Source organism: Brevundimonas mediterranea (genome assembly GCF_014196125.1).
In the GTDB taxonomy this organism is placed as follows: Bacteria; Pseudomonadota; Alphaproteobacteria; order Caulobacterales; family Caulobacteraceae; genus Brevundimonas; species Brevundimonas mediterranea.
Genome location: NZ_JACIDA010000001.1, coordinates 874437 through 889678 on the forward strand (window position 1 = coordinate 874437; position 15242 = coordinate 889678).

At 66.8% G+C, this 15242-nt stretch carries 17 protein-coding genes and 1 tRNA gene; 10 read left to right on the forward strand and 8 right to left on the reverse strand.

Annotation, left to right across the window (positions count from 1 at the left end):
* Nucleotides 1–9: 9 nt before the first annotated feature.
* Nucleotides 10–2631 (reverse strand): TonB-dependent receptor domain-containing protein, encoded by a 2622-nt coding sequence (locus GGR11_RS04460; RefSeq protein ID WP_183195576.1) that lies wholly within the window; start codon nucleotides 2629–2631, stop codon nucleotides 10–12.
* Nucleotides 2632–2811: 180 nt separating this feature from the next.
* Here GGR11_RS04460 and GGR11_RS04465 point away from each other — a divergent pair, with 180 nt between their 5' ends.
* Nucleotides 2812–3900, forward strand: coding sequence for an ABC transporter ATP-binding protein (locus tag GGR11_RS04465; protein ID WP_183195577.1), 1089 nt, complete (start codon nucleotides 2812–2814; stop codon nucleotides 3898–3900).
* On the opposite strand, the gene GGR11_RS04470 is transcribed toward GGR11_RS04465, so the two are convergent.
* Entirely contained in the window at nucleotides 3897–4253 is a 357-nt protein-coding gene (locus GGR11_RS04470) for a phage holin family protein (RefSeq protein WP_183195578.1), read from the reverse strand. The genes GGR11_RS04465 and GGR11_RS04470 overlap by 4 nt on opposite strands.
* Before the next feature lie 122 nt (nucleotides 4254–4375).
* Between GGR11_RS04470 and GGR11_RS04475 the strand changes: the two genes are divergently transcribed.
* From GGR11_RS04475 to GGR11_RS04490, 4 genes are all read left to right on the forward strand, one after another.
* Entirely contained in the window at nucleotides 4376–4813 is a 438-nt protein-coding gene (locus GGR11_RS04475; protein ID WP_183195579.1) for an HIT family protein, read from the forward strand.
* 68 nt (nucleotides 4814–4881) lie between these two features.
* Nucleotides 4882–4957 (forward strand) — tRNA-Thr (locus tag GGR11_RS04480).
* A 293-nt stretch (nucleotides 4958–5250) separates the two neighbouring features.
* Nucleotides 5251–5949: a cytochrome c oxidase assembly protein gene (locus GGR11_RS04485; protein ID WP_183195580.1), complete on the forward strand. Its 699-nt coding sequence runs from the start codon at nucleotides 5251–5253 to the stop codon at nucleotides 5947–5949.
* Nucleotides 5946–6455: a CopD family protein gene (locus GGR11_RS04490; RefSeq protein WP_183195581.1), complete on the forward strand. Its 510-nt coding sequence runs from the start codon at nucleotides 5946–5948 to the stop codon at nucleotides 6453–6455. The genes GGR11_RS04485 and GGR11_RS04490 overlap by 4 nt, the downstream gene beginning before the upstream one ends.
* On the opposite strand, the gene GGR11_RS04495 is transcribed toward GGR11_RS04490, so the two are convergent.
* Nucleotides 6428–6940 carry a DUF2231 domain-containing protein gene (locus GGR11_RS04495; RefSeq protein ID WP_183195582.1) on the reverse strand — a complete coding sequence of 171 codons (513 nt, stop codon included), beginning with the start codon at nucleotides 6938–6940 and terminating at the stop codon, nucleotides 6428–6430. The two genes, GGR11_RS04490 and GGR11_RS04495, sit on opposite strands and share 28 nt — an antisense overlap.
* Before the next feature lie 21 nt (nucleotides 6941–6961).
* Here GGR11_RS04495 and GGR11_RS04500 point away from each other — a divergent pair, with 21 nt between their 5' ends.
* The 3 genes from GGR11_RS04500 to GGR11_RS04510 are packed head-to-tail and all read left to right on the forward strand — an operon-like array spanning nucleotide 6962 to nucleotide 10424.
* The gene (locus GGR11_RS04500; RefSeq protein ID WP_183195583.1) at nucleotides 6962–7624 is read left to right on the forward strand and encodes a cytochrome c oxidase subunit II; all 663 of its coding nucleotides are present in this window, start codon (nucleotides 6962–6964) and stop codon (nucleotides 7622–7624) included.
* Nucleotides 7621–10104, forward strand: coding sequence for a cytochrome c oxidase subunit I (ctaD, locus tag GGR11_RS04505; RefSeq protein ID WP_183195584.1), 2484 nt, complete (start codon nucleotides 7621–7623; stop codon nucleotides 10102–10104). Before GGR11_RS04500 ends, ctaD begins: the two co-directional genes overlap by 4 nt.
* Entirely contained in the window at nucleotides 10101–10424 is a 324-nt protein-coding gene (locus GGR11_RS04510; RefSeq protein ID WP_183195585.1) for a hypothetical protein, read from the forward strand. Before ctaD ends, GGR11_RS04510 begins: the two co-directional genes overlap by 4 nt.
* Before the next feature lie 67 nt (nucleotides 10425–10491).
* Here the strand turns inward: GGR11_RS04510 and GGR11_RS04515 are convergent, their stop codons facing one another.
* Genes GGR11_RS04515 through GGR11_RS04535 form a run of 5 tightly spaced genes read right to left on the reverse strand, consistent with a single transcriptional unit; the run spans nucleotide 10492 to nucleotide 12558 of the window.
* On the reverse strand, nucleotides 10492–10803 hold the full coding sequence (locus GGR11_RS04515) for a hypothetical protein (protein WP_183195586.1): 312 nt from the start codon (nucleotides 10801–10803) through the stop codon (nucleotides 10492–10494).
* Nucleotides 10804–10858: 55 nt separating this feature from the next.
* A complete protein-coding gene (locus GGR11_RS04520) occupies nucleotides 10859–11284 on the reverse strand; it encodes a hypothetical protein (protein ID WP_183195587.1) in 426 nt (141 codons plus the stop codon).
* Nucleotides 11284–11622 (reverse strand): hypothetical protein, encoded by a 339-nt coding sequence (locus GGR11_RS04525; protein ID WP_183195588.1) that lies wholly within the window; start codon nucleotides 11620–11622, stop codon nucleotides 11284–11286. Before GGR11_RS04525 ends, GGR11_RS04520 begins: the two co-directional genes overlap by 1 nt.
* Nucleotides 11623–11636: 14 nt before the next feature.
* On the reverse strand, nucleotides 11637–12080 hold the full coding sequence (locus GGR11_RS04530) for a response regulator transcription factor (protein WP_183195589.1): 444 nt from the start codon (nucleotides 12078–12080) through the stop codon (nucleotides 11637–11639).
* Nucleotides 12081–12138: 58 nt separating this feature from the next.
* On the reverse strand, nucleotides 12139–12558 hold the full coding sequence (locus tag GGR11_RS04535) for a helix-turn-helix domain-containing protein (protein ID WP_183195590.1): 420 nt from the start codon (nucleotides 12556–12558) through the stop codon (nucleotides 12139–12141).
* A gap of 325 nt (nucleotides 12559–12883) precedes the next feature.
* Between GGR11_RS04535 and GGR11_RS04540 the strand changes: the two genes are divergently transcribed.
* Both GGR11_RS04540 and GGR11_RS04545 read left to right on the forward strand, forming a co-directional pair.
* Nucleotides 12884–13849, forward strand: a complete 966-nt coding sequence (locus tag GGR11_RS04540) for an SMP-30/gluconolactonase/LRE family protein (RefSeq protein WP_343051075.1) — start codon at nucleotides 12884–12886, stop codon at nucleotides 13847–13849.
* A gap of 47 nt (nucleotides 13850–13896) precedes the next feature.
* Complete coding sequence (locus GGR11_RS04545; protein ID WP_183195591.1) at nucleotides 13897–15150, forward strand: TetR/AcrR family transcriptional regulator; 1254 nt, start codon at nucleotides 13897–13899, stop codon at nucleotides 15148–15150.
* Nucleotides 15151–15242 lie beyond the last annotated feature (92 nt).

Consider the following 15242-nt stretch of genomic DNA (forward strand, 5'->3'; position numbering starts at 1 on the left):
CGCGCCTGATCAGAACCGTTTGGTCAGCCCCAGGGTGAACACCCGCCCGCGCGGATCGGCGACGACCGGGTCATAGCCGAAGGCGTACTGGGCCAGGGGGGGCGCCTTGTCCGCCACATTGACCACGCCCAGCGCCAGATCCAGATCGAGGCCGAGCGTGCGGGTGTAGAGCAGATCGACAGTGGTCTGGCTGGCGATGGTCGTATCGGTGACCCCGCTGCGGTCGTTGCGATAACCGGCTGTGTAGTGGACCAGGCCGGTCAGGGCATGACCGCCGCCGCTCCAGGACAGGGCGAATTCGCCGCGATTGCGCGGCAGGGACCGGCCGATGTTGTTCAGATTGGTCGAACCCACGCCAGACACTTCGGCCGCGCCGTCGCTGAGCCGGATGTCGTAACGGTCCACATAGGTCCAGATCGCCGAGGCCGAGGCCCGCCCGCCCCACAGTTCGCGACCGTAACGCGCCGCCAGGTCGATCCCCTGCGTCTCGATGGAAGAGGCGTTGACGAAATAGAGCTGGACGAAGGTCAGGGCGCCGCCGGCCGAACGGGTGATGCGCGACTGGGCGTCCGTGCCGGTCAGGCCCGCCGCCGTATCCGTGGCCGCCTGGTCGATGATCGCCTGGACCGACTCCTTGACCACTTGATCAGTGTAGTCAAAGCGCCAGGCGTCCAGGCCCAATTCCAGCCCCTCGACCGGACGCCACAGGGCGCCCAAGGTCAGGCTCTCGGACTTTTCAGGTTTCAGGTCGGCGTCGCCCGAGGTCAGGGTATTGACGAAGACGAACGCCCCCCGATCGAACACCGACGGCTGAGAGGCTTGGGCGCCCGACTGGGCGTAGACGGACGGGGCGCGGAACCCCTGCCCCCACGAGGCCCGCAACGCCAGGGCGTCGGTCACGTCCCAGCGGACCGCCGCCTTGGGGCTGAATCGCCCCTGATCGCCGTCATAGGACTCATAACGCCCGGCCAATTGCGCCTCGATCCGGTCGCCCAGATGGATTCGGGCCTCGGCGAAGGCGGCCAGGGTTTGCTGGTCGCCTTCGAAGTCGGGCGAAAACCCGGCGGTCAGCAGTTCGCCGGCGTTGACCAGATCGCTCCAGTCGTGACGGAAGGCGCTGCGGCGATACTGGGCGCCCAGGGCCACATCGACCCGCCCCCCGGCCCAGGCCAGGGCCTGGCCGCCGGTCGAGGCGTCAGCCGTGGTCAGGCTAGACGCGCCGCGCAGACCGGTTGAGCCGGTCAGGCGGTCGATCAGTTCGGCGCTGTTGGCCGTGCCGGTCCCGAGATAGGCGCTGCCGAAGGGGTTGAAATATTGACAGGCGCCGACGCCCGGCGACCCCGTCGCCGCATCGCAGCCGGCGCCGCCCAGACCATTCAGGGCGTTCCGCAGCGCGCTGCCGATCACGTCGGGCTTGTCATAGGCGACATGCTGGCGGCTGGCGGTCGCGGCCAGGCTCCAGGTCCAGCCGCCGGCGAAGTCACCGTCCAGACCGGCGGCCAGTCGCCAGGTCTCATACTCGAACACGGCGGTCGAGGCCCCGGCCTCGGCGCCCAGAAGCCGGCCCCGGAACAGGACGTCCTCGCCGAACGGATTATCGGGGTGCGAGGCCGGCACGGTCAGGGACTGGGCCAGGATGGGCAGCGACGGCGTCTGGCGGGCGCGGGTTTCGGAGGTCGACCAGGCCGCCTGAAGCGACAGGCTCATGTCCCCGACCGGACGGCGATAGTCGGCGAAGGCCTGGGTGCGCGTCTCCTCCGGCGTCAGGTCGAAGAAATCGGAATAGTCGAGGCGGCAGAAGGCGTCGCCGGCGCTGTTGCGATAGGCGGCGTCGAAGGCGGGATTGTCGCAGGCCGGGTCCGGCGCATAGGCCCCTGTGCTGGGCCGGTAATAGGAGCCCGGCTGGCCGTAACTGGTCACGGCGGTCCAGGACGCGCGGCCGTAACGGTCCGCCTGGGTGAAGTCGCGCTCGTCGGTGCTGAGCGCCGACCGGTGGAAATGCGAGGCCGCCAGGGTCAGGTCGCCGCCCAGCAGCGCAAACCCGCCGATGGCCTGGATCACGCTCTCTTCCGATCCGTCGGCCACGGCGTATTTGGCGCTGATCTCGGGCTCCACCACATTGTGACGGGTGATGAAGTTGACCACACCAGCCACGGCGTCCGAGCCATAGACGGCCGAGGCGCCGTCCCTGGCCACCTCGACCCGCTGCAGGGCGATCATGGGAACGAGCGAATTGATGTCGACGAAGGCCGAGCCGTCGGTCGCCACCACGGCGCTGGTCGTCCAGCGCTGGCCGTCGACCAGGACCAGGGTCGAACCCAGGCCGAGATTGCGCAGATTGAACTGGGCCGTGCCCGAGCTCTGCGGCTGATTCAGCTGATCCACCTGGGCCTCGGAGCCCGAGTTGGCGGTGACCAGGCGGACCAGTTGTGAAGCGTCGGCGACGCCGGCGGCCGCAATGACGTTCCGCTCCACCGTCTCGACCGGCGCGATCCGGTCGCCGCCGGCGATACGCGATCCGGTGACCACGATGTCGTCCACACGTGACGGCGCCTCCTGCGCCTGAACCGAACAGACGCCCGCCAGCCAGGCGACCGAAGCGGTCGCCATCAGGATTGTACGCCGCGCCATGTCGATGCTCCCCAAAAACCGTGACGGCGGCTTCTAGCGAGGGCGTGTATTTTGCGAAAGACCAATTTTGCAGATTTGCAAATTAGCTGTTCTGCATACGCTCTGGAATATCGCGAGCCATTGATCCGGCGATGTAACCGGTTACGGTAGAGAAAAATGGAAGCGGTTCAGGGAAGAAGCATGGCGAACGTCCGTCTGGTCGACGTGAAGAAGGCGTTCGGCGCCGTCGAGGTGTTGAAGGGCGTCGATCTGGAGATCGCCGACGGCGAATTCGTGGTCTTCGTAGGCCCGTCCGGCTGCGGCAAGTCGACCCTGTTGCGCACCATCGCCGGGCTGGAAGAGGCGACGACGGGCCAGGTCTCCATCGGCGACCGGGCGGTCAACGACCTGTCGCCGTCCGACCGGGGCATCGCCATGGTGTTTCAGTCCTACGCCCTGTATCCGCACATGACGGCCTATGAAAACATGGCCTTCGGGCTGAAACTGGCCAAGACGGACAGAGCCGAGATCGATCGCCGCGTGCGCGCCGCCGCCGAAGCCCTGAGCATCACAGACTATCTGGACCGCAAACCCAAGGCCATGTCCGGCGGCCAGCGCCAGCGCGTCGCCATCGGCCGCGCCATCGTGCGCGAACCCGACGTCTTCCTGTTCGACGAGCCCCTGTCGAACCTGGACGCCGCCCTGCGGGTGCGGATGCGTTACGAGTTCGCGCGCCTGCACGCCGAACTGAAGACGACCATGATCTATGTGACCCACGACCAGGTCGAGGCCATGACCCTGGCCGACCGGATCGTGGTTCTGAACGGCGGGCGGATCGAACAGGTCGGGGCGCCGATGGAGTTGTATCAGCGCCCGGCCAATCTGTTTGTCGCCGGCTTCATCGGCAGCCCGCGCATGAACCTGCTAACCGGCGAGGTGGTCACAGCCTCAGCCGCTGGAGCGACAGTGCGAACCACGGCGGGCGAGACGATCCGCGTGGCGGTCAATGCGGCCTCGGCCAAGGCCGGCGACGCCGTGACCCTGGGCGTCCGGCCCGAACATCTGAGCCTGTCGGCCGAGGGCGACGTGCTGACCGCCGAGGTCCTGTTCGTCGAGCCCCTGGGGGCGACGACCATGGCCCATCTGAAACATCCGGCGTCGCAGGACACCCTGACGGTCCAGCTGGCGGGCGGGGCTCCGGCCAGGGTCGGCGAATCGCTGACCCTGCACGTCCCCGCCGACCAGGCCCATCTGTTCGACGCGGAAGGTCGCGCCTTTTCCCGACTTTAGCCGCGCTTTTCGTCACCGCCGATGAAGGCGCCGGCGATCCAGCTGACCACGCCGGTGACAATGGCCGCCCCGATTCCCGCCCACAGGCCGTCCACGGCGAAGCCGTTCAGGAACAGGGCGGTCAAGCCGATCATCGCCGCGTTCACGACCAGCAGGAACAGACCCAGGGTGACGACCGTGATCGGGAAGGTCAGCACCACCATGATCGGCCGCACGATCGCGTTGACCAGGCCCAGAATGATCGCCGCCGCGATCAGCGAGCCGTTATTTGTGAAGTCGACGCCCGGCACGATCTGGGCCGACAGCCACAGGCCGGCCATGGTGACGACGGCCTGGATGATGAAACGGATCATGTTGTCCTCAATGATGTGGAAGCGTCACCATAACGCGGCTTGCCGGCAAAGGCTCCCCCTCGCCCGCCCCGGCTGCTAATCAAGGCGCTGATCCAGACCGCGACACGATACGGAGACCGGCCATGAGCCTTCACGGCGAATACGACCCCGACAACATCTTCGCCAAGATCCTGCGCGGCGAGATCCCCTCGGTGAAGGTGTGGGAGGACGACCACGTCCTGGCCTTCATGGACGTGTTTCCCCAGTCGGAAGGCCATGTCCTGATCATCGCCAAACAGTCGCAGGCGCGGAACCTGCTGGAGGTCGAGCCGGACATCCTGGCCCGGCTGACCGCCGCCCTGCAACGCACGGCCGTGGCGGTCGAAAAGGCGCTGAAGCCTGACGGGATCGCCGTGATGCAGTTCAACGGCGACGCCGGCGGCCAGACCGTCTTCCACCTGCATTTCCACATCATCCCCCGCTGGGCCGACCGGCCGATGAAGGGACATGGCCACGCGCCCATGGCCGAAGCCGCCGCCTTGAGGCCCCTGGCCGACAGGATCGCCGCAGAACTGGCCTGAGCGTGGCGGATCCGTCTTGCACAGGCGTGAATCCGTCCGCATAAGGCCAGCCAGTCCTCAAGACCGGGGCCGGTTTAGCTCAGTTGGTAGAGCGCCAGTTTTGTAAACTGGATGTCGCGGGTTCGATTCCTGCAACCGGCACCATCTCTTCACGACTTGGCCCTGCAGTTTTGCAGGTGGCGCCTTAAGGGCGCAGCGGATCACAGACCGATATCGAACGGGTGCGCTTTCACGGCGTTTCAGTCGGGAAGGCACGGGCGACCACGCGGTATGGTCTTGACCATAGCCGAGCCCTGAAGGGTGGCGAGACGCCGATCGCGCCGAAACACTCAGGTCGGAACATCCTTGTCCGATACGGCTTAGGTATCTGACGGCCGCGAAGACACGCCGGGGCCACGGACGCAAGATACTCATCAATCGGCAGGGAAACGCCCTGAATGCACGCCACTTACTGCGGTCCTGCGCCGCTTCCGGGCGAACTCGCCACGAGCTGGAATCTGGACCCGATTCTTCTCGCCGCGCTGTTCGCGTTGGGCGTGGGCCTGCGGCGCGACCGGGCCGGGCTGGCCGGCGTGGCGGTGTTGGCGATCGCCTTCGTCTCTCCGCTCTGCGCCCTGTCGGCGGCCCTGTTTTCAGCGCGGGTCGTGCACCACGTCCTGCTCATCGCCGTCGCCGCGCCGCTTCTGGCCCTGGCGGTCCCAGCGCGACGGCCGGCCGGGATCGTGATTCCCTTCGTGGTCTCGACCGCCGTCCTCTGGATCTGGCACATTCCCGCAGCCTATGACGCCGCCCTGGCCAACATCCCAGTCTATTGGGTGATGCAGATCTCGCTGCTCGGCAGCGCGGTGCTGTTCTGGCGGGCGGTCCTGGTCAGGGACGGATCGCCCGTGGATCGCCTCGTGTTTGTGATCGCCGCCTTCGCCCAGATGGGGCTGCTCGGCGCCCTGCTGACCTTCGCCCCGACGTCCCTCTATGCGGCGCACAGCTTCGCGCCCCTGGCCTGGGGCATGACCCCGCTTGAGGATCAGGCCCTGGGAGGGCTGATCATGTGGGCGCCGGCGGGAATCCCCTACGCGATCGCAACCATCTGGATCGCGCGCCAGGGCTGGTCGCGACTGAAGGCGACGCGCGCATGATCGACTGGCTCGCACCCGCCGTTCCGCTGTTCAAGGCGGCCCATATCGTCGCCCTGGTGATCTGGTGCGGAGGGCTGCTGGCCCTGCCGTTGATGTTGACCCGCCATGACCCGAACATCTCGATTGAAGACTATCGCGTCGTCCGGAACGCCTCGCACCTGACCTATACGATGTGCGTCACGCCGGCGGCCGTCATCGCCGTGATCGCCGGCACCTGGCTGATCTTCATGCGCGAGGTCTATGTGCCGTGGCTGTTCGCCAAGCTGGCGTTCGTCGCGATGCTGGTGATGGCCCATGGCTGGATCGGCCACACCGTCGCACGCATCGGCGAAGAGCCTGAAGAGCATAAGCCGCCCCGGCCCTATATTCCGATCGCCCTGGTTCTCGTGCCGATGTTGATGATCCTCACCCTGGTGCTGGCCAAGCCGGCGCTGACATGGGTCGTCCTGCCCGACTGGCTGACGGAACCCCGGGGTGGTCAGCTCCTGTTCGACACGCCCAGTTGATAGTCGAAGACGAGTTTGCCGCCATGCCAGCCCGTTACCGCCACCACCCCGACACACAGGGCCGAGAGCAGGATGCCGTAAGGCAACACGGCCGTCTCATATCCATAGAGACGATGCCCCCAGTTCGCCCCGAGCAGCGCCAGCAGGGTCACCGCGATGATGAAATGGGTCCAGGCCGGAGCCCGCGCCCGGATGCCAGACACCATCAGCAGTTCGGCCGTACCGGAAACGCCCGCCAACATGCCGAACAGAAAACCCGTGCCTGCGGACCAAAGCGCGGCCCGGGCCCAGAAGCCGTCGCCCGTCCACCAGTACAGGGCGTCCGCGCCCAGGGTGCAGAAGGTCAGGGCCACGGGGAAGGCGACGCTCATCGCATGAATCGGGTGACCGAACACCGCGACGCGCGACTCGGTCGCGGAAAATCCGGGCGCGGCCGCAATCGGGTCGATCAGGGCCTCGGCCTCCTCTTCGATCTTGTCCGTCATATCCCGTCCCTGCCGCGTCCCGTGGTGGTTCTGACAACGGCGCTGGCGCTGGCGGGTTGCGAGGGGGCCCTGTCGACCGTCGACCCGGCCGGCCCCGCCGCCCGCACCATCGCCCAGATCTGGTGGGTGATGCTGATGGGGGCCGTCGCCATCTTCGCCCTGGTGATGGCCCTGGTCGCACTGGCGTTCCGGGCGCGCGCGCCCGTTGACGAGACCCGGCACGAGCGCCTGTGGGTGGTCAAGCTGGGCATAGCTTTTCCGGTCGTCGTGCTGCTGGCTCTGCTCGCCTATGGGCTGGCGGCGGGGGAGCGATTGCTGCCTAGGCAGGGCGCGGATGTCGTCCGCGTCGGCGCCGAGGCCCGCCGGTCCGCCTGGGCCTTCAGCTACGCCGATGTGGCGGGGCTGAGGACCGACCATGTGCTGCACATTCCCGCCGGGCGGCCCGTCGATGTCGCGATCACATCCACGGACGTGATCCACAGCTTCTGGGCGCCGCGCCTGGCCGGCAAGATCGACGCCATTCCCGGCCATGTGAACATCCTGCGCATCGAGGCCGACGCCCCCGGCGTCTATGCCGGCCGAAGCGCCGAGTTCAGCGGCGTCGGCTACGACGATTTCGCCTTCACCGTGGTCGCCCACGACCCCGCCTCCTGGGAGCGCTTCATCCGAAGCGGCACGCCATGAACACGCTCCACCGCCACCGCCGCCTGACCGAAATCTGGTCGTCCGAGACCGGCGCTCGCGGCCTGTTCTCGACTGTCAACCACACTGACCTCGGTCGAATGTTCCTGGCCGTGTCCTTCTTCTTCTTCCTGGTCGGCGGCGTGCTCGCCATGCTGATCCGGGCCCAGCTGGCGACGCCCCACTCGGCCTTCGCCGGGCCGGAGATCTACAACCAGATCTTCACCATGCACGGGACCATCATGATGTTCCTGTTCGCCATCCCGACGTTCGAGGGACTGGCGATGTATCTGCTGCCCAAGATGCTGGGCACGCGCGATCTCGCCTTCCCCCGCCTCTCCGCCTACGGCTTCTGGTGCTATGTCTTCGGCGGGATGATGCTGCTGGTGTCGATGGTGCTGGGCATCGCGCCGGACGGCGGGTGGTTCATGTATCCCCCGCTGACCGGACCGATCTACTCGCCGGGCATCAACACGGATTTCTGGCTGATCGGCATCACCTTCGTCGAGATCTCGGCCATTGCGGCGGCGGTCGAGATCACCGTCTCGATCCTCAAATACCGCGCCCCCGGCATGTCGCTGGACAAGATGCCGATCTTCGCCTGGTACGCCCTGGTCACCGCCCTGATGATCCTGACCGGGTTTCCGCCCCTGATCCTGGGCTCGATCCTGCTGGAGCTGGAACGGGCCTTCGGCCTGCCCTTCTTCCAGGCCGAGTTCGGCGGCGACAGCCTGTTGTGGCAGCATCTGTTCTGGCTGTTCGGCCACCCTGAGGTCTACATCATCTTCCTGCCGGCGGCGGGTGTGATCTCGACCATCCTGCCGGTCATGTGTCGCACGACCCTGCTCGGCTATGCCTGGATCGTGGCTTCGGCGACGGGGCTGGCCTTCCTGTCGTTCGGCATCTGGGTCCACCACATGTTCACGACGGGGATCCCGCATATGGGGCTGGCCTTCTTCTCTGCGGCCTCGACCCTGGTCGCGGTGCCGACCGGGGTCCAGCTGTTCGCCTGGATCGGGACCATGTGGAAGGGCAGGCCCAGCCTGCGCATGCCGATGCTTCACCTGCTCGGCTTCTTCTTCACCTTCGTGATCGGAGGATTGACCGGCGTCATGGTCGCGGTGGTGCCGTTCGACTGGCAGGCGCACGACACGGCCTTCATCACCGCCCACCTCCACTACGTCCTGTTCGGCGGCTTCGTCTTCCCGATCCTGGCCGGGCTCTACTACTGGATGCCCCACGTCAGCGGCCGTGCGCGTTTCTTCCGGCTGGGCGAGCTGGCCTTCGCCCTGGTCTTCATCGGCTTCCATGTCACCTTCCTGGCCATGCACTGGGTCGGTCTGTTGGGCCAGCGGCGCCGGATCTCGACCTATCTGCCGGAGGACGGCTGGACGACCGTCAACCTGATCTCGTCGATCGGCAGTTTCGTGCTGGCCATCGGCATAGCCATGGTGATCGTCGATCTGGTGCTCCACGCCTTCACCGCACGCCGCAGCCGTCGCGACCCCTGGCAGGCCGGAACCCTGGAGTGGGCGATGATGACGCCGCCGCCGGCGTATAATTTCGCCAGCCTGCCCCATGTCGACAGCCGTCAGCCGCTCGCCGACGATCCCGAGCTGACGCTCCGCCTTGCGCGCGGTGAAGGCTATCTCTCGGAACCCGAACAGGGGTGGCGCGAAAGCCTGACGGTCGAGGTCGCGACCGGCAAGCCGGACTTTCACATCATCTACCCGACCAACACCCGCCTGCCGATTCTGATGGCGGCGGTCACCGGGGTGTTCTTCGTCTCCCTGTTGCTGAAATTCTACTGGACGGTTCCTCTGGCGGTGGTCGGGGTGACGATCCTGGCGTGGCGCTGGGCCTGGTCGCTGGGACGCACGACCGATCTGCCCCCTCGGTCGATCGGTCGCGGCCTGACGCTGCCCAACGCCACCCAGGTCAGCCGTTCACCGAGCTGGTGGGGGTCGGCCCTCCTGCTGACGGCCAATGCGACCTTCTTCGGTTCGCTGCTGTTCGGCTTCGCCTTCCTGTGGACTGTCGCCCCGTCCTGGCCGCCGCCCGCCTGGTTGACGTCGTCGGCGCCGGAACTGGCGCTGGGGGTCATCGGGGCCGGGCTTGGCGTGGTGTCGATCCGACGCGCCGCGCGGGCCAATCGAAAGGGCCAGGACGCCCGGCCTTGGCTGGGGCTGACGTTCGTCGCCGCCCTCGGCGTTGCTGCGGCGGCCGGCGGGGTCATCCTGCGGGCCCCCACGCCGGGCGACCACGCCTATGGGGCGACGCTGCTGGTGCTCGGATCCTACGCCCTGTTCCACGCCCTGCTGGCGGCGTTGATGATCGCCTTCCTGACCGCCCGCGTCGTAAAAGGCTTCACCTCGCCCAGCCGTCAGGCCGAATTCCCGGTGGTGACCCTCTGGGTCGACTACCAGGCCGGCGCCTCGACGCTGATCCTCGTCGTCGCCCATCTTCCGGGATTGCTGGCGTGAAGGACATCCTGCGCATCCTGATCGCACCCCTGGTCTGGCTGGCCAGCTTCAGCGCGGTGTACGGCCTGCACGGGCTGATCTGCGGACACGGGATCGGCGGGTCGGTCTTCGGCTTGGTCTCCGTCCCGCGTCTGCTGATGGGGGGCGCCTATGGGCTGGCGGTGCTGCTGCAGGTGGGTCTGATCCTGGCCCTTCACGCCGCTCGCTTCAGTTCGCCCTCGCCGTTCGTGCGCTTCGTCAGTCGCGCCACAGCCTGGGTGGGACTGATCGCGTCGGTTTGGACGCTGTTGCCGACGGTGGTCACGACCTACTGCCTTTGACGGGCCGACAGCGAGCGATGATCACGCCTGGAGAGCGTCGGCCTTGAGATCGTCGCCCGGCCTGATTTCAAACCGTGTGCGCCGTCATACCGCGCGACATCATCCACGCCTGAACACGGCCCAATGTGGCGAGCGTCTGAGGCGTGAAGCCCTCGCCTGAGTTGATCACCTCGAGCAGCCAGGCGACCTCCCGTTCAGAAGTGGGCGTATGGGCGAGCAACAGGCTCTCGCACCGTCCAATCCGCGCCTCATAATCGCGCTCGGCCGCGCAGCAGGCTTCGTAGGATGCAAATTCATCGGGCAGGAAGCCGTCGAAGCGGCGAAGGTTGTCCCATTCGGCGAACAGGTCGGCGAAGGTCGGCGTGTGGCTCTCGGCCATGGTGGAAATCTCCTCGCCGTCAGCCCCTGGCGACGGCGAAATCAACAAGAGTGAGTTAGGCCGGCGCGCCAGGCAGCAATCGATACCGGCGCACCAGATGAGCTTCATAGGCGCCGGCCAGAAGCACGATCAGCAAGGCGATCCAGGTCGCAAGCCTGACCGTGACGGCCGTCCAGTTATAGATGAAGGCGGGGCCCAGGGCGGCGAAATGGGTCAGGACGACGGCGACTTGCAGACCAGCGGCGAACAGAAGCCACCAGCGGTCCGCCCGCAACGCCAGGCCGATCAGCCCGATCGCGCAAGCCAGGTCCACCAGGGCGACTCCCCAGCGGACATCGCCGAGCATCAGATGCTGCGCCAAGGGGCTCAGCATCATGTCCGCCAGCAAAAGCACGGCGGCCCAACGGTCGGCCCGACCGCCCCAGACGACAGGCGCGGCCAGGGCGACCAGACTGATGATCAGCAGCCCCGCCTGAAGCATCAGGCGTCCAGCGCCAGCGCCGTCGCTCCGCCGGCGGGCTGATCCTTGCCCTCCAGCGGTCCGCCGGCTGTGACGACTATGCCGAGCGTGCGTGCGATGCGGGCCAGTCGGTCGTGACTGGCCACGAGCCGGGACCGCCCCTCGACAAGCGCCCCGGCCGCCGCCTGGACGTCGACCAGGGCCTGGTGGCCCGCCTGGGCGGCGAACCGGGCGCCGGCACGGTGGCGCGTCATGTCGTGGGTCAGAAGGCTGATTTCGGCGAGCGCCTGATCTAGCGCCTGTTCAGCGGTCTGAAGGCGTCCCGCGATTAAGTTAGCGAAGTCGGTCTTGTGATTCATGGCGAAGATCCCGGCTAAGAGGGCCGCCATGCGTCGAGCGTCGAGAAGATCGTCATCACCAAAGACGTCAGACCGCCCAGAACGAGCAGCCAGAGCGCCGTCACGCCGACGATGACGCCCAGACGGATGAATCGGTTCGCCGGAGGCGGTCGCCAGAAGCGCGCCGCCCAGGGCCGGTCATCAATCGGGTTCCCCACGCCCGGCGAGACGGCCGGACGCAGTCGTTCTGGCAGCCGCTCGGCCAGTTCGGCATCGGTCATTCCGGCGCCTGGGTATTGAATGCCCAGCGCCTGGGCCGCCGCCCGCCGGTGACTGGTGCCGAGTTTGGCGTTGGCGCTTTGCAGATAGTTCGCCACGGTGCTGGGCGTGATGCCCAGCACGTCTGCAATCTCCTGATTTGACAGTCTCAGGCCGGCCAGTTGCACGCATTCGATCTCGCGCCGCGTCAGTCGCCCCATCGCCTAGCGTCCGATCCGCGAAAGCGCTCGCCGTCCGCAACGGACAGCGAGCCGAAGTCTAGACATCGATTTCCGCGCCGGTCTCTGCTGAAACCCGAGCCAGTTGCTGGATCAGGTCCAGAACGAGCTTCTGGTTTCGCATCGACAACTCGGGAGCGCGCCGAGCGATCTCTGCCGTATGTTTCGTGGGTACGCCGCCCATGCGGGCCTCCGGTCCATCGGACAGGCCCAGACCCTCGAAGAAGTAGTTCAGATCGACGTTCAAAAATTCCGCCATTTCCCACAGACGCGAGGCGGCGATCCGATTGCTGCCGCGCTCGTACTTCTGGATCTGCTGGAAGGTGACCCCGGCCGCCTGGGCCAGTTGAGCCTGACTGTAGCGCAATGCCTGGCGGCGTTCGGCGACACGCCGGCCCACATGCAGGTCTACGGGATTGGGATTATCGCCTTGGGGCGTCTTGATCGCGACTTTTGCCATGGCGAAAGCTAGCCTTTGTCCGACCCGAGTCGTCAAGCCGCCTGACGGCCTCGCCGACGTTTACCGCCGATATCAAAGACGCCGCCAGCCCTCGCTTCGATGGTGCGACAGGAGGATGGTTTGTCGCGAAAAGGAAAAAGCTCCAGTACTTGTGCTTCGCCACGGACGCGTCGGCCGTTCGGATCGAAACAAGCCTGGTGATCATGAAATTTACGCGCCGCACCGCCTCACCTGACACCACACCAACCCTTCCCCCTTCTCCCGGAGTTTCGCCCTGTCCCTCTCTCGTCGTCTCGTTCTCGCGGGAAGCCTCGCGGGAAGCCTCGTGGGCGCCGGTTGCGCCTCGCCCCGCGCCCCCGCCTCCGCCGCCCAGCTGATCCGTCACGATCCAGCGCTGGACCGACTGATCGCCCCGGACGCCCGGTTGGAGACGCTCGCTTCGGGCTTCACCTGGTCCGAAGGCCCGGTATGGATTGCTGACGGCGGCTATCTGCTGTTCAGCGACGTGCCCGAGAACCGGATCCATCGCTGGTCCGAGAAGGACGGCGTCTCGGTCTTCATGGAGCCGTCGGGCTATGACGGGCCGGACGCCTCGGCCTTTCGAGAGCCAGGGTCGAACGGACTAATCGCCGGCCCCCGCGGTTCGATCCTGATGGCCGATCATGGCGCCCGCGCCATTGCGCGCGTCGATCTGGCCACCCGCGCCAAGACCCTGCTGGCGACCCGCTATGGCGACGCCCGCTTCAGTTCGCCCAACGACCTGGTCCAGGCGTCCAACGGCGCGATCTTCTTCACCGATCCGCCCTATGGACTGAAGGACATGGACCGGTCGCCGCTGAAGGAGACCGCGTACAACGGCGTCTATCGGCTGGACCCCGACGGCGTCGTGACCCTGCTGGACGACAGTCTAAGCTTCCCCAACGGCGTCGGCCTGTCGCCGGATCAGCAGACTCTGTATGTGGCGGTTTCGGATCCCGAACGCCCGTTATTGCTGGCCTATGATCTGACCCGGACCGGGCCGGCGATGAAGCCGCGCGTGCTGATGGACTTCTCCGACCAGGTCGGGCCGTCCAATCCTGGCCTACCGGATGGTATGGCCGTCGATCGCGCGGGCCATCTGTTCGCCACTGGTCCCGGCGGAGTGCATGTGCTGACGCCCGAGGGGCGCAGCCTGGGCCGTATCGACACCGGCGGGGCTGCGGCGAACTGCACCTTCGGCGAAGATGGCCGGACCCTGTTCATCACGGCCGGAGACCGGCTTCTGCGCCTGCGGACCTTGACCCTGGGCTGACCCCCATAGGGTCTCGACATCGCGGCTTCGCCAGACCATTGACGCCTATGCTTCAGCGACAAGCCTCACCCAGATCGACCGACGCGCAGCGGATCATCGATGCGGCCATCGACCTGGTGATCGCTCAGGGATTCCGCAAACTGACCCTGCGCGACCTGGCCCAGGCCGTCGGCAAGAGCACGACCGTCATCGTCAACCTGTTCGGCGCCAAGTCCGGCCTGGTCCTGGCGGTCGGCGAACATGCGCTGGAGGCGGACGCCGTTTTTCATCAGCGCTTCTTCGGCGCCGTGGATGGTCTGCAGGCGAGCCGCGATACCCTGCTCGCCCTTGTTCTGCGCTATCTGAGGCTCCGCGCCGCGGCCGAAGCCGGCTTCGTTCGGGTCTGGGAGGCCCTGCTGCTGGACACGGACCTGGGCGAGGCGCGTCATGACCTGATGCGACGATGGGAGGCGATGCGCGAGGCGGCCTGGCGGAACTATCTGGCGACCGTCCCCGGCGCCGCCGATTTCGCAGCGCCCCTGACCGCCTGTCTCGTCACCGAACAATTCTACGCCGGCGCCCTTCTGGGCCGCACCGACTATGAGGTCATCAGCGCCGAGGGCCTGGGCGCCCTGGTCGACCGAGCCCTGGGCCGAGACGACGGCCCCGCCCCGGCCACCTTCTGGTATCGCGAACACCTGGTTCTGCCCCAGGCGCCGGCTGCTGGACTGGAGGTCGATTCGATGCGGCTCAAACTGCTCGACATCGCGGCGGACCAGATCCTGGCCGGCGGCGTGGCCGGCGTGACCAATCGCTCGGTCAGCCTGGTGGCCGGCACCTCCACATCCACCATCGCCTATCATTGGCCGGACATGCGTCGCTTCGTCGTGGATGCGGTGTGGCACAGCGTGTTCCGCGACCTGCCCCATTATCTGGCGAGGCGGCGTCCCGACATGGACCCTTCCGCGGCCACGCTCGAGACCTGGGAAAGGCTCATGACGCCAACCGTCTCGATCGATCCTCAGGCCGAGGGCTTCTACACCCGATACGCCCGCCTGATCGCCAGCATCTGCCTGGAGGCCCGCCGAGATCCGCCGCTTCAGGACCTCGCCATGGTCCTGCGCGGACCGGAGGGCGGCGGCACCTTCTACAACAGCGCCGGCGTCTGGCCGACGGGTTTCGACCTGACCCGACTAGCCGCCACCCGGTTCGCGCTCTGGATCAAGGGCCAGGCCCTGGTCGCCTCGGCGACGGGGATTCCGCTGTCGGGCGCGACGCTCAAGACCGCCGCGACCCAGCTTGTGGCGCACCAAGAGCCATAGAACGGGCGTTACTTCCAGCTTCAGGTTGCCAGGGCGCTGCCTGACAGAAAGTCTTCCTACAAGCGTCATAAAAGCTTAGCAGGGCGCGCCTA